The 13,176-nt window shown below is 60.8% G+C and carries 15 protein-coding genes; 3 read left to right on the top strand and 12 right to left on the bottom strand.

The genetic code is table 11. The features are described from left to right. Nucleotides 1–145 precede the first annotated feature (145 nt). Entirely contained in the window at nucleotides 146–817 is a 672-nt protein-coding gene (locus FHS83_RS09830; RefSeq protein ID WP_167082792.1) for a methyltransferase family protein, read from the top strand. A gap of 14 nt (nucleotides 818–831) precedes the next feature. Here the strand turns inward: FHS83_RS09830 and FHS83_RS09835 are convergent, their stop codons facing one another. From FHS83_RS09835 to rplU, 11 genes are all read right to left on the bottom strand, one after another. After that, on the bottom strand, nucleotides 832–1,272 hold the full coding sequence (locus FHS83_RS09835) for a flagellar assembly protein FliX (protein WP_167082793.1): 441 nt from the start codon (nucleotides 1,270–1,272) through the stop codon (nucleotides 832–834). 96 nt (nucleotides 1,273–1,368) lie between these two features. Beyond that, nucleotides 1,369–1,851: a 23S rRNA (pseudouridine(1915)-N(3))-methyltransferase RlmH gene (rlmH, locus tag FHS83_RS09840; protein WP_167082794.1), complete on the bottom strand. Its 483-nt coding sequence runs from the start codon at nucleotides 1,849–1,851 to the stop codon at nucleotides 1,369–1,371. 12 nt (nucleotides 1,852–1,863) lie between these two features. Then, on the bottom strand, nucleotides 1,864–2,820 hold the full coding sequence (rsfS, locus tag FHS83_RS19775) for a ribosome silencing factor (protein ID WP_341801554.1): 957 nt from the start codon (nucleotides 2,818–2,820) through the stop codon (nucleotides 1,864–1,866). 123 nt (nucleotides 2,821–2,943) lie between these two features. Then, nucleotides 2,944–3,522 (bottom strand): nicotinate (nicotinamide) nucleotide adenylyltransferase, encoded by a 579-nt coding sequence (gene nadD, locus FHS83_RS09855; protein WP_208414416.1) that lies wholly within the window; start codon nucleotides 3,520–3,522, stop codon nucleotides 2,944–2,946. Between the two features lie 165 nt (nucleotides 3,523–3,687). Beyond that, on the bottom strand, nucleotides 3,688–4,953 hold the full coding sequence (locus tag FHS83_RS09860) for a glutamate-5-semialdehyde dehydrogenase (RefSeq protein ID WP_208414418.1): 1,266 nt from the start codon (nucleotides 4,951–4,953) through the stop codon (nucleotides 3,688–3,690). Beyond that, the gene (gene proB / locus FHS83_RS09865; RefSeq protein WP_167082795.1) at nucleotides 4,946–6,073 is read right to left on the bottom strand and encodes a glutamate 5-kinase; all 1,128 of its coding nucleotides are present in this window, start codon (nucleotides 6,071–6,073) and stop codon (nucleotides 4,946–4,948) included. The genes FHS83_RS09860 and proB overlap by 8 nt, the downstream gene beginning before the upstream one ends. A 241-nt stretch (nucleotides 6,074–6,314) precedes the next feature. Further along, on the bottom strand, nucleotides 6,315–7,352 hold the full coding sequence (obgE, locus tag FHS83_RS09870; protein ID WP_167082796.1) for a GTPase ObgE: 1,038 nt from the start codon (nucleotides 7,350–7,352) through the stop codon (nucleotides 6,315–6,317). A gap of 57 nt (nucleotides 7,353–7,409) precedes the next feature. Further along, complete coding sequence (locus tag FHS83_RS09875; protein ID WP_167082797.1) at nucleotides 7,410–8,021, bottom strand: GNAT family N-acetyltransferase; 612 nt, start codon at nucleotides 8,019–8,021, stop codon at nucleotides 7,410–7,412. 1 nt (nucleotide 8,022) lies between these two features. Then, complete coding sequence (locus FHS83_RS09880) at nucleotides 8,023–8,646, bottom strand: GNAT family N-acetyltransferase (protein WP_167082798.1); 624 nt, start codon at nucleotides 8,644–8,646, stop codon at nucleotides 8,023–8,025. Between the two features lie 110 nt (nucleotides 8,647–8,756). After that, nucleotides 8,757–9,038 (bottom strand): 50S ribosomal protein L27, encoded by a 282-nt coding sequence (gene rpmA / locus FHS83_RS09885; protein WP_167082799.1) that lies wholly within the window; start codon nucleotides 9,036–9,038, stop codon nucleotides 8,757–8,759. A gap of 11 nt (nucleotides 9,039–9,049) precedes the next feature. Beyond that, nucleotides 9,050–9,358 carry a 50S ribosomal protein L21 gene (gene rplU, locus FHS83_RS09890; RefSeq protein ID WP_167082800.1) on the bottom strand — a complete coding sequence of 103 codons (309 nt, stop codon included), beginning with the start codon at nucleotides 9,356–9,358 and terminating at the stop codon, nucleotides 9,050–9,052. A gap of 241 nt (nucleotides 9,359–9,599) precedes the next feature. On the opposite strand from rplU, the gene FHS83_RS09895 reads away from it, so the two are divergent. Together FHS83_RS09895 and FHS83_RS09900 are read left to right on the top strand one after the other, a co-directional pair. Then, nucleotides 9,600–10,436, top strand: coding sequence for a hypothetical protein (locus tag FHS83_RS09895; RefSeq protein WP_167082801.1), 837 nt, complete (start codon nucleotides 9,600–9,602; stop codon nucleotides 10,434–10,436). Nucleotides 10,437–10,521: 85 nt separating this feature from the next. Further along, nucleotides 10,522–11,502, top strand: coding sequence for a lipid A deacylase LpxR family protein (locus tag FHS83_RS09900; RefSeq protein ID WP_167082802.1), 981 nt, complete (start codon nucleotides 10,522–10,524; stop codon nucleotides 11,500–11,502). Between the two features lie 12 nt (nucleotides 11,503–11,514). On the opposite strand, the gene FHS83_RS09905 is transcribed toward FHS83_RS09900, so the two are convergent. Next, the gene (locus FHS83_RS09905; protein WP_167082803.1) at nucleotides 11,515–13,086 is read right to left on the bottom strand and encodes a serine hydrolase; all 1,572 of its coding nucleotides are present in this window, start codon (nucleotides 13,084–13,086) and stop codon (nucleotides 11,515–11,517) included. Nucleotides 13,087–13,176 lie beyond the last annotated feature (90 nt).

A 13,176-nucleotide genomic window follows, 5' to 3' on the forward strand; every position in this document is an offset into this window, starting at 1 on the left:
GCTACTGGCTAAGACACCGAACCCCGCCTAATCCCGCCATTTTAGACACAGCGGCGGCGGCAAAGGATGGCGTGAGACAATCGGTCCCTTCGCGCGCGCTGATCCCGGTTTACATTGGCTGTGCACGTTTTGCGCGAGGTGTGTCATGGCGCGAGGGGCCGCTTCCATTCTCCGGTCGGCCTTGGGCTCGTCGGTCTATGCCGGGCTCGTCTTTGTGGGCGCGGGCAATGTCTCTTGGACCCGTGGCTGGATATATGCCGGGCTTTTTGTCGGCACCGCGGTCCTCGGCAGCCTGATCGTGCGTGCGAAGAACCCCGCTTTGTTGGAAGCGCGCCGCAAAACCCTTCGCAAAGACACCAAAGCTTTCGACAAGCTCTTCTACGCGCTCTTTCTGCCGCTGGTGTCGGCGCTGCCGCTGGTCGCAGGTGCAGATGCCGGGCGCGGCCACAGCATGCTGTCCTTTGTGGCGGTATATCCGGGCGTCGTGCTGCTTCTTCTCGGCGCGGCGCTCACCACCGCGGCGCTTATGGTCAACGCCCATGCCGAAGCCTCGGTGCGCATTGGGGAGGAGCAACGGGTCATTACCACTGGGCCTTACCGCTATCTGCGGCACCCTATGTATACCGGAACCCTTCTGGGCTTCCCGGCGGCGGCGCTGATCACCGGCTCGGCTTGGGCGTTTGTTCCTGCAGGGCTGATGAGCCTGCTCTTTGTCTGGCGCACCGCGCGTGAGGACGCGGCCTTGCATCAGGAGCTTCAAGGCTACGCCGAATACGCCAGCGAAACGCCGTACCGGCTGGTCCCAGGGATTTGGTAGGTCTGGCGGCGCAATTACGCGACGCGCGCGTCCAGCATCTCAAGCTTGGCAAGCTCGACATGGGCACGAAGCTCGATTTCGTCCAGCACGCTTTGCAGGCGCGGATCGGCGAACTGCTCATGGCGGCGCGAGACGACATTGGCGAGCTTATTCAGCGTGGCGCGCGGAATACCGCCCGCCAGCAAGCCGTCGCGCACTTCATCCAGCATATCGAGGATCTGCTCGCCATGCTTCAGGCCGCGCGAACGGCCTTCCGTGGAATCTTCGACCTGTTGCAGCGCCAGGATGGAATCGAGCGCCGCGATAGGGCCAGGACCGGCCACCATGGAGGCATGCACTTCCTCCTGCGGCGCCGTGGAAGACAAGGAAAAGCTACCGCCCGCCTGCGAAGGCCCTTTGGAGGTCTTGCGGGTGGCGTTGGTGCGGTCGATCTTGCCGGAGCCGTTGATTTCCATGCGTCTCGCCCAGTTAGCCACAGGAGCATTGCAGCAAGTGGTTAAGACTTGGTTGCGATTCGCAACCATAGCCTAAAGCCCTTAGATGCAGTTGTCCTAGGCCCGGTGATAGGGGTGGCCGGCTAGGATGGTGAGGGCGCGATAGACCTGCTCGGAAAGCATCGCGCGCACCATCAGATGCGGCCAGGTTTGTGGCCCGAAAGCGAGGCTGCGCCCCGCCCGGATGCCGTTGAGGGTGCCAAGTCCATCCGGCCCGCCGATGATGAAGCAGAGATCCTTGGTGCCCGCATCGCGCAAGGCTCCCAGCATCTCGGCGAAATCCTCAGAGGTCATGCCCTTGCCCTTGGCATCGAGCAGGATGACATGGGCGCCCTGCGGCACGCGTCCGCAGAGCTTTTCCGCCTCTTCGGCCATGCGCTTTTGCACCTCGCGGTGCTTGGAGACCGAGACTTCTTCCACCGTCACGGCGGGAAAGCCCATATTTCGACCCATCATCGCCGCGCGATGGATGAAGTCCTCGGTCAGCGTGCCTTCCGCCGTTCCGCGTGAAAACCCAACAGCCAGAATGGTCAGTCGCATAGCCTTGTCGCCTTAGCTGGCGGCCCGGCCGCGCTTGGGCTCTTCCACGCTCCACATGCCTTCGAGGTCGTAATAGTCACGCACTTCCGGGCGGAAGATATGGACGATCACGTCACCGGCATCGACCAGCACCCAATCGCCTTGCTGTGCGCCCGAAAGCGGGCGGGTGCCGTAACCAGCTTCCTTCAGACGGCGCGCGAGATGCTCGGCAATCGCGGCGACATGGCGCGAAGAGCGGCCCGAGGCCACCACGATCGCGTCACAGAGCGAGGAACGGCCATCCAGCGGGATCACGGAAATCTCTTCGGCCTTATCGTCTTCCAGCGAGGTGACGATGCGGTTGATGAGAGGGTCATCATAGGTTGGCGCGGGCAGAGCGGCTTCCACGACCGGTTCGGGCTCTGTGGCTTCAACAACCGGCTCGGGTGCAACGGCTACTGGCTCATCCGCATCCACTACCGGCGCGGGCGCCTGTTCGATCTCAGGCGCGGCCACCTCGATCGCCGGGGCTGGAGTATTCTCGGCTGCCTTCTTTTTTGCGACGGGCTTTTTCGCGACGGGTTTCTTCGGAGCAGGCGCCTTAGCGACGGGTTTCTTCGCAGCGGGCGCCTTCACGGCGGACTTCTTTGGAGCTGCCGTCTTAGCGACCGGCTTCTTCGCAGCAGGTGCCTTCGCGATGGGCTTCTTTGGAGCTGTCGCCTTTGCGACGGGCTTCTTCGGAGCAGGCGTCCTGGCGGCTGACTTCTTCGGAGCTGTCGCCTTTGCGACGGACTTCTTGGCAGCAGGTGCCTTCGCGACGGGCTTCTTCGGAGCAGGCGTCTTGGCGACGGACTTCTTCGGAGCTGCCACCTTCGCGACAGGCTTCTTCACGCCAGCCTTTTTCGCCGTGGGCTTCTTGACGATCTTTTTCGGGGCCACTTTCTTGGCGGGCGCCTTTTCCGCGACCGCTTTCTTGGTGGTCTTCTTCACTGCCTTTTTTGCCTCGGGCTTCTTCGCTTTGGGCTTTTGGGCTGCCGATTTTTTCGCGGCGGGCTTTTTGGCAGTTGCCTTCTTGGTAACCAGGATCGTTCTCCGTGAGGATAGATGTGACTGCTAATCTACCACGCCAGCCTTAGCCTCGCTACTGCGGGCTCGGATGGCGGTGGCGCTGAGTTCATTTCGCCGCCCATCCAGGACGGTGAAGCGATAGCCCATGGCCTGGATGGCCTTGGCCTTGAGCGCGGCCAGAACATAGCCGGGGCGTTGCACCACGATAGCGGGCAGGTGGTCGAGAATATCCTGCCAATGCTGCCAGCGGTGGAACTGTTCCAGATTGTCGCTGCCCATCAGCCAGAAGAAATCTACATCCGGGAAGCGCGATTTTAGGACCCGCACCGTGTCATTGGTGTAGCGGCTTTCGATGGTCTGCTCGAGGTCGCTGATGATGAGGCGGCGGTCACCCTTGGCAATGGCGCGCGCGCTCGCAAGCCGGGCCTGAAGCGGCGCCATGCCCTTGGTGGGCTTCAAAGGGTTCTGCGGCGAGACCAGGAACCAGACGTAATCGAGTTTCATCCGCTTGATCGCGGTTTCCGCGACATAGCGATGCCCCGCATGCGCCGGATTGAACGACCCGCCCAGCAAACCAATGCGCAATCCCTTGGCGATGGGGCCAGGGGGACGAAGGAAAGTCATGGCAATTCCCCATCACCCCCCCCTTGCGGGGGCGAGTGGCGCCAGCGTGCGAGCGGAGAGCGAAGCGATCCGGGTGGGGGGAAGCGCTCGGTGAGAACTCCCCACCCGAAATTTGCGGAAGCAAATTTCGACCTCCCCACAAGGGGGAGGTAAAATTGAAGAGCTTTACCCACGAATCTGCCCCGTGCCGCGCAGCATGTATTTGAACGTCGTGAGCTGTTCGACGCCGACGGGGCCGCGGGCGTGCATTTTGCCGGTGCCGATACCGATCTCCGCTCCCATGCCGAACTCGCCGCCATCGGCAAATTGGGTGGAGGCATTCCAGATCACGATGGCGGAATCGATCCCGTTGAGGAAGCGCGCCGCGACGTTGGCGTCTTCCGTGATGATTGCATCGGTGTGATGCGAACCGTAATGCTCGATATGGGCAATGGCGGCTTCCACCCCATCCACGACTTTCACGGAGATAATCGCATCAAGATATTCTGTGCGCCAATCTTCTTCCGTAGCGGGCTTAGCGGCGGGATAGAGCGCGCGAATGGAATCATCGCCACGAATCTCGCAAGCCTTGGCGGTAAGATCGTTCAGCACGGCGAGTGTCAGTTCCGGCGCGACGCCGCGGTCAATCAGAAGGGTCTCGGTCGAGCCGCAGACGCCGGTACGCCGCATCTTCGCATTCACCACAATGGCGCGGGCTTTTTCCGCATCCGCGCTGGGGTGAATATAGGTGTGGCAAATGCCTTCCAGATGCGCCAGCACCGGCACACGCGCTTCATCTTGCACCCGTGCCACAAGGGATTTGCCGCCGCGCGGGATGATAAGATCCACGGCGCCTGAAAGCCCTTTGAGCAACAGCCCCACGGCAGCACGGTCGGTGGTCGGCACCAGCTGCACAATCTCTTTCGGCAACCCCGCCGCAGCGAGCCCGTCTTGGATCGCCGCCAAAATGCTGTGCGAGGATTTCACCGATTCAGACCCGCCGCGCAGGATCACCGCATTGCCGCTCTTCAGGCAGAGCGCGGCGGCATCCGCCGTCACATTCGGGCGGCTCTCATAAATGATCCCGATCACGCCGATAGGGGTGGCGACGCGCGCAATGTCGAGGCCATTGGGGCGGCTCCAGCGCGCCAACTCGCGCCCGACCGGATCGGGCAGGGCGGCGATCTCTTCGATGCCCTTCGCCATGGCTTCCACGCGCTTTTCATCCAGCATCAGCCGGTCGAGCATGGAGCCGGAAAGCCCGTTATCCTTCGCCCGCGCCATATCTTCGCCATTGGCGGCGAGGATCGCAGCTTTGCTCGCACGGATCGCGGCGGCGGCGGCCAGAAGCGCTTTTTTCTTGGTCTCGGTGGAAGCTTCGCGGATCGCGCGCGCGGCCGATTTCGCGGCCTCCCCCAACGCGTTCATCTCGGTGACCAGGGTGTCAGCCATGTTCCACCATCAGGATCAGGTCGTCACGATGGATCATCTCATCGCGGCCGCTATAGCCCAGAATGTCTTCAATCTCCGCGCTTTTCTTGCCCGCGATGCGTTCGGCATCGCCCGCACCATAGGCCGTCAGGCCCCGTGCGATTTCTTCGCCCTTCTGGTCTTTCACGATCACTGCGTCGCCGCGCTCAAAACGGCCATCAATTTGGCGGATGCCGATGGGAAGCAGGCTCGAGCCCTTCTTCAACGCCCGAACCGCACCATCATCCACGATCAAGACGCCTTGGGGGTGCAGCACGCCGCCGATCCAGCGCTTGCGCGCCGCCGCCGGGCTTTCGGAAGCAAAGAAACGCGTGCTGCGCGCGCCGTTACGAATAGCAGCAATGGGATGAGAGGGTTTGCCCTTGGCGATCACGACATCTGAGCCCGCCGCAATCGCGATTTTCGCTGCGATGATTTTGGAGGTCATGCCGCCGCGCCCGAAGCCGGAAATCGATCCGCCCGCCATCGCCTCGATCTCAGGCGTGATATGGGGCACTTCGGAGATATGCTCCGCGTTCGGATCAAGTCCCGGATTGGCGGTATAAAGCCCATCCACGTCCGACAGCAGCACCAGGCAATCGGCTTCCATCATGGAGGCGACGCGGGCGGCAAGCTGGTCGTTATCGCCGAACTGAATTTCGCTAGTCGCCACCGTGTCGTTCTCGTTGATCACGGGCACCGCGCCCAATTCGAGCAAGGTTTTCAGCGTCGCGCGGGCATTCAAATAGCGCCTGCGATCCTCGGTATCATCGAGGATGAGCAGCACCTGCGCCGCGATGATATCTTCGGTGCGCAACACATCCGCCCAGGCGCCCGCAAGGCGTACTTGTCCCGCCGCTGCTGCCGCCTGGCTTTCTTCGAGCCGCAACGGTCCGGGCTTCAGCTTCAAGGCCCGCCGCCCCAGCGCGATGGCGCCGGAGGAAACCAGCACCACGCCTTTGCCTTCGCGCTTCAAGGCGGCGATGTCTGCCGCCAGCGAGTTCAGCCATTCGCGCCGCAGAGTCCCCGTCTCGCCATCGACCAACAGCGAAGAACCAACCTTGATGACGATGAGGCGGGCGGAGGACAGGATATCGGTCATAGCACGAGCTCTTACCCTCCCCTTGAGGGAGGGTCGAAATTTGCGGAAGCAAATTTCGGAGAGGGGTATGTCGTGACGAGGAAGTCTGTCTGATTTCTCAGAATAAGGCTGCGCATGTTCAGGCGCTTTGCGTCGTTATCGGCGACACGACATACCCCTCCCCGATCCGCCGTCGCGCGCTGCGCTCGGGCGTATCGACCCTCCCTCAAGGGGAGGGTGAAGGAATGTGCCGCATCAGCACTCACGGCGCCCATTCCGTTTTGGGTTCGTTGATCGCTTTGTCCGCGGCGCGTTTGTTGCGCACGATTTCGGCGATGGCGCGCAGGATTTCGGTCACCCCTTCGCCGGTCACGCCCGAGATCACGAAAACGTCGTGGCCGCAGGCTTTTTTTAGCGCCGCCTTCTTCTTGGAAAGCGCCTCTGGCGGAATCGCGTCGACCTTGTTCAGCGCCACGATCTCGGGCTTGTCCATCAGGCCGTTACCGTAGGCATCAAGCTCGCCACGGATGGTTTTGTACGCCTTGGTGATTTCGCTTTCGGTGCCGTCGATCAAATGCAGGATCACGTTGCAGCGCTCGGCATGGCCTAAGAAGCGATCGCCGAGGCCGACGCCTTCATGCGCGCCTTCGATCAGCCCCGGTAAATCGGCGAGCACAAAATCGGTGCCATCGATACGCACCATGCCAAGCTGCGGATTGAGCGTCGTGAAAGGATAATCGGCGATCTTGGGCTTGGCTTCCGAAACGCGCGAGAGAAACGTCGATTTACCGGCATTGGGCAAGCCAATCAGCCCGGCATCAGCAACGAGCTTCAGGCGCAGGATGATCGTCTTTTCTTCGCCCGGCTGGCCGGGATTGGCGAATTTCGGGCATTGGTTGGTGGCGCTTTTGAAATGCGCATTGCCAAAGCCGCCATTGCCGCCGCGCAGCAATTGCACCCGCTGGCCGACTTCGGAAAGATCGGCGATCAGGGTCTCGTTGTCTTCTTCATAGATTTGCGTGCCGACTGGCACTTTTAGCACGGCATCATCGCCGCCCGCGCCGGTCATCACCTTGCCCATGCCGCCTTCGCCATTCTTGGCGCGGACATGCTGTTGATAGCGGTAGTCGATCAGCGTGTTGAGATTGTCGACCGCTTCGGCCCAGACATCGCCGCCGCGTCCGCCATCGCCGCCCCAAGGTCCACCGTATTCGATGAATTTCTCGCGGCGAAAGGCGATGCAGCCGTTCCCGCCTGCACCGGATTGAATATAGACCTTGGCCTGGTCGAGGAACTTCATCGGAACTCCAAACTCGTCATGGCTGGCCCCCCTTCTCACCAGGAGGGCCGCCGAGTGTTATGACGCAATCGCCGTGGGGACGAAACCGCTGATCTCATCGGGGTGAGGGGCCTGACGAGGGGCCGTAAACAGCGCCTTTTTTCGCTCGAAATGGGCCGCCGTCAACCGCGTGCGGTTGCAAAGCACGGCTTCAGCGCGGGCGCGGGAGAATTGTTTCTCCACATGGCTCGCCTGAAAGCCGAGTTTTCCGAGCACCCGGCCGGAGGCGAGGTTGTCGTGATACCAGCCCGCCCAGACCTCATCCGCCTTCAAAACATCAAAGGCGAAATGCAGGAGCCGGGCCGCAGCTTCGGTCGCAAAGCCCTGTTTCCAATAGGGTTTGGCGATCCAATAGCCGAGCTGAAAGCGCCCATCTTTGAGGTTAAGGCCGCAACAGCCGATGGTTTCGCCACCCTCTTTCTTGCGGATGGCGAAGACGTAGGCCTCTCCCCGGGCGCGAGCTTCGGTCACCATGGAAAGGAATGCCTTGGCGTCGCTCTCGTCATAGGGGTGGGGCGCGGTGGCCAAGTTCTTGGCGACGGTGAAGTCGCCAAGTCCCAGCGCAAACGCAGCCAGATCGCTCTCCTCAGGTGCGCTCAACAGGAGGCGCTGTGTGTCCAATCTGGTCATTTTACGCCCCCTGACAGCAGGTTAGAGCGGCATCCCATCGAAGTCCGCTCCGTTGCGGGACCCAGTGGGATTGTTGAGGAGACACTCGGCGCGGCTTTCGACCGAAATTCTCCCGGTACAGCTCCATCCTGTGGCTCAGGGCCTTCAGGCCCCTGGCCGGGGTGGTCGACGCCTCAGCGCGGAGAGGCGTAAAGCCGAGCTTGCCCAAGACGCGTCCCGAAGCAGGGGCATCATCGAACCAGCGCGCGGCAATGCGCTCGGCCTTCAAGGTCTTGAAGGCGAATCCGGCAAGCTTCTTGGCGGCTTCACTGGCAAAGCCCTGGCCCCAGAAGGGGCGGGCGATCCAGAAGGAAATCTCATATGCACCCTCATGGAGGGTCAACGAGCAGAAACCTAGAAGACGCCCGGATTCCTTTCGGACAATGGCAAAGCTATACGCCTCGCCCCTGGCTTGGTCCTCAATAGCCTTCTTTACGAGGTGCTCGGCATCGCGCGTCGTAATCGGGAAGGGGGAGGAGTCCATGTTCTTGGCGATCTCGTAATCGCCAAGCCAGCGCGCGATGGCCGGGGCATCCCCAAAAACAGGGGGCCTTAACAATAACCGCTCGGTCTCTAATCTAGGCATTTTGGTTCCCTTTCAGGCGTTGATGGCAAGGGAACAAAAAAGGGAGATGGCGGACCATCTCCCTTGCCTTGTGGGCCGCCATCTTAGTGGCAGCCTATGTCTTCAGCTGCCTATTCCGCTGCCTGCTTCGTAGCCGTAATCGCCGGAAGGACCGAAACGAAGGTGCGGCGCTTGAAGCCCTTATGGAAGGATACGTGACCATCGGTAAGCGCAAAGAGGGTGTGGTCTTTGCCCATGCCGACGTTCTTACCCGGGTGGAATTGGGTGCCGCGCTGACGGATGATCACATTGCCGGCGTCGATCGCCTGGCCGCCGAAAATCTTCACGCCGAGGCGCTGGCCGGCAGAGTCGCGACCGTTGCGGGAGGAACCGCCTGCTTTCTTATGTGCCATAGTCCGCTCCCTTAGGCCGAGATTGCCGTGATCTTGATCTGGGTGAAGCTTTGGCGATGGCCGCGCTTCCGATGCGTGTTCTTGCGGCGCTTCTTCTTGAAGGCCACGACCTTTTCACCCTTGCCCTGGGCAAGGATTTCGGCGGTCACGGACGCGCCTTCAACCAGCGGGGCGCCGGTCTTGGGGGACTCGCCGCCAAGCACCAGGACTTCACCGATTTTCAGTTCGGCGCCGACGTCGCCGGCGACCTTTTCGATGTTCAGGACGTCGTCCTGAGCCACCTTGTATTGTTTGCCGCCCGTGCGGATTACCGCGAACATGAGCCAAGTCCCTGAATAGAATGGTTTTACCGAGGAACGCGGGCTCCTCAGCGAGCGGCGCAATATACTGGTCAAAGTTTCGGGGTCAAGCGATTGGTTCGACTTTCAACAGATTCACCCCGGAATCTTCCGCCGCAGTCGCTTTTAGGCAGATTTTCCGCCTTCGCGTCCATTTGTAAACCGGCGCGGTGGAGGAGATTCAACTTATAAGGTAGGTGTGGCAGCGAAAACGGGGGCTTTCATGGGTAAGTGGATCGTCGCGGCGCTGGTTTTCCTGGTTTTCGTGGCCCCAGTCCCGATTCTCTTACTCGTGCCGCAGGCAGACCTTTCGGGTTTGGCCACGGGCCTTTTCGCGCCCAAGGAAGAGTCCGGGTTTGCGCGTGCCGCCTTTGAAAACCTGCGCCAGCGCAAATTTGCCCCTGTCGCGGCGGCTTTCGATCCTGCGGTAACGGCGGCGAAAGTGCCCGGCGCGCTGGAACGGGTGGCCCAGCTCTTCCCGCAAGAAGAGCCCAAGCGGCTCAATCTTGTCAGTTCGACCTGGGAGGCGCGTTCGAATGACGGGATCAAGACCTATGTCTTCCTCTATGAATATACCTTCCGCGAAAAGTCCTTGCTGGCGCAGATCAAGCTCTATCGCAAAGACGGAAAGCTGTCGGTCTACGGGCTCTATGTGCAGCCTGAGGCCGTTCCGCTGTCACAGCGCAATGCCCTGACCCTCGCGGGCAAAAGCCCAGCGCATTTCATTTTCACGGGCGTGGCGCTTGCGCTGTACCTCTTCTGGCTCATCAGCGTGTATGCCTGCCTCTTCACCCCTATCGCCAAGCGCAAATGGCTGTGGGTGATCTTTGTCCTTATCTCTTTTGGTTCGATCAGCATGAACTGGACGACGGGCGCGCTGAGCTGGACGGTGTTCAGCATGGGCGTTTCCGCGATGCGGTTTTTCACCAGCGGCTTTATGCCTTGGATGGTGCAGATTTCGCTGCCCCTGGGTGCGATCCTGTTTTGGCTGAAAAGAAGTGATCTGGTCGCGCGCCACGAGCCCGATATGCGCCACGACGCTGTTGCGCCCGCGCCATAGGGCGGAGAAATCACCGTTCCAGCCCTTCGCCGATGGCTTCTTCGTCAGGCTGCGCGTTTACCCCTGGACGTAGAGGGGCTGTGCCATGACATTTCGCAAATCCATCGTGCTCGCATACATTACACTGGCTTGGGTTCCCGCAGCGGCGGAGGAGCCCTCCGGCGCGCTCTCGATCATCTGGGAAAACGACATTTTCTATAACTCGGACCGCGATTACACCAACGGCGCCGAAATCACCTATGTCACGCCGCCCAGCGGCAATAACGCGACCATTGTCGCTCTGGCGCGGGCGCTGCCTTTCTTTGCCGATAAGGGCGATGTGCGTACCAGCTATTCCTTGGGGCAAGATATCTTCACCCCCGAACACACCACCCTCGCCGTGCCGCTTGCAACAGAGCGGCCTTATGCCGGCTACACCTATATCAGCCTCGGGCTGATGCAGGCCAATCAGGACCGGCTTGATCAATTGGAATTGCAGCTCGGTGTGGTGGGGCCGATGGCGCTCGCCAAGGAAACCCAATTCTGGGTCCATTCCATCATCGATGACGACAAGCCCAAGGGCTGGCATTATCAGCTCCATAACGAGCCTGCCGTGACACTCACATATGAGCGCAGCCTGAAGATCATTCCGCCCCAAAGCATCTTGGGTGTGGTGCTCGATATAGAACCGCATCTTGGCGGCGCGGTGGGCACGGTCTATGATTACGCCAATGCGGGCGCGATGGTGCGGCTCGGCTTCAATCTGCCCGATGATTTCGGTCCCTTGCGCATGCAGCCCTCTTTGCCAGGGTCATCCTACTTCGAACCGCAGGCGGGCTTCTCGGCTTACGCCTTCGCGGGCGTGGATGGGCGCATCATGGCGCGCAACATCTTCCTAGATGGCAATACCTGGCGCGACAGCCCTTCGGTCGACAAGGATCTCTTCGTCGGCGATCTCACCCTTGGCGCGGCGGTGACGTTCTCGTCGCTACGCATCGCCTTCACCCATGTCTTCCGCACCCGCGAATACAAAACCCAAAAGTCGTCGGATCAGTTCGGTGCGGTGAGTTTGAGCGTGCGGATTTAAAGGCGGGGGGCTTTAACCCCCCGTTGCCGATATGGACGCCGCACCAGTGTCTTCGGCCTTCAGGTGGATGCGATAGGTCCCAGCCTTCTTGGCATGGATATGCAGGGTGTCGCCATCCGAGGTGAGCGCCAGCTCCTTATCCGTGATGGTATCCGTGCCGCCGATGATGGCTCCGAGATTTATCTCGCCGTCGCTGGAGGCAAGATTGAACTCATTGTCGCCTTCCTTCAACGCGACATCGGCTTGCCACAGACCTTTGCCAACCGGCTTCAACTCGTCCTTGCTCGCCCAATCATTCATCGAGCCGCGCACAAAAAGCGGCTTGGAGGCAAGGGCCTGCATCAAGGGGCGGCTTTTGAAATTCGCCCAGCCATAATACTTAGAGGTTGCGCGCAAGATATCCGACGCCATGGTCAGCCCGCGTTCGCCATTGCTCATGATCACAATCCCGTCGCCGGATTTAGGATCAATCAGCATCCAGCAGAGAAAACCCCAATTGCCGCCCATATGACCAAAGAGCTTGTCCTTGGTTTCGCCGAAGAAGGCGAAGCCGAGGCCCCAATCGCCGGGTCCATTGACCAGCATCTCCTTGACCGTTTCGGGCTTGAGACGATGACCTTGTTCTCCCGCCGCCGCAGCGCGGACATCGATCAGGAAGCGCGCCATATCGCTCGGCGTTGTCCAAAGCCCTGCCGCGGCGAATTCGGGATAGGTGTTATATTTATCGACGAAGGGGCGGCCCAGATGGTGACCCGCCGCGATATTGACCTTCTCCGCCGCGCCTGGTGGCTGGGCATAGCTCGAATGCGTCATGCCGAGCGGCTTTAAAAGATCTTCTTCGGCCAGCACGGCATAGGGTTTATGCGTCGTATCTTCCAAAGCCGCTTGCACGATCATGTAGCCGCCGCCGGAGTAATTGAAGGCTTCGCCGGGCTTGGCCTCAAGGCGCACGGCGGGCGTGTTGGCGGGCGAGGTGCCATCCAGGATTTGCAGCAGCGTCGGAACAGGCGTACCCGGCTGATAGCCCGTGAACCCGGGTGTGCCGAGACCAGCGGTGTGGCGCAAGATTTGGCGCAGCGTGACAAAGCCTGGTGCGAAACGCGCATCTTCAGGCAGATGCCAGCGTGTCAGGGCGCGATTGATATTCTCATCCAGCTTGATGTGGCCTTGTTCGACCTGCCGCATCGCCAAAACAGCGGCGATGGTTTTGCTCATCGAGGCAGCTTGGAAGCGCGTCTCGGGCGTTACCGGCGCACAGCTTGAAATATCGCGATAGCCCCAGCCTTTGGACCAAGCGAGCTTGCCGCCGCGGATCACCGCCACGCTCACGCCCGCGAGCTTCATCTGCTGCAAGCGTTCGTCGATGCTTTGGGCTTTGGTTGCGCTACCGGTCAGTGCGGGCATGATATGGCTTGCGATAGCGCGGCTATCTGCATTGGCGCCGCCGCCTGCATTGTCGGAAAGCGGCGCACATTCGGTGCGCGGCGCAAGTGCCGGAAGCCCCGGCGGTAAAGAGTCATCGGCAAGGCTGGGGCCTGCGATGCTCAGCAAGGCGAACGCAAATATACTGATCCGTGTACGCAATATGACCTCCCCAAATGCTGCTTATCTGCCGGGTTGGCCCGGCAATGTGTTTTGCAGATGAGGCCGTCTGATTATGTCGCAACCAAGGCT

This window comes from Rhizomicrobium palustre, from assembly GCF_011761565.1.
GTDB lineage: Bacteria > Pseudomonadota > Alphaproteobacteria > Micropepsales > Micropepsaceae > Rhizomicrobium > Rhizomicrobium palustre.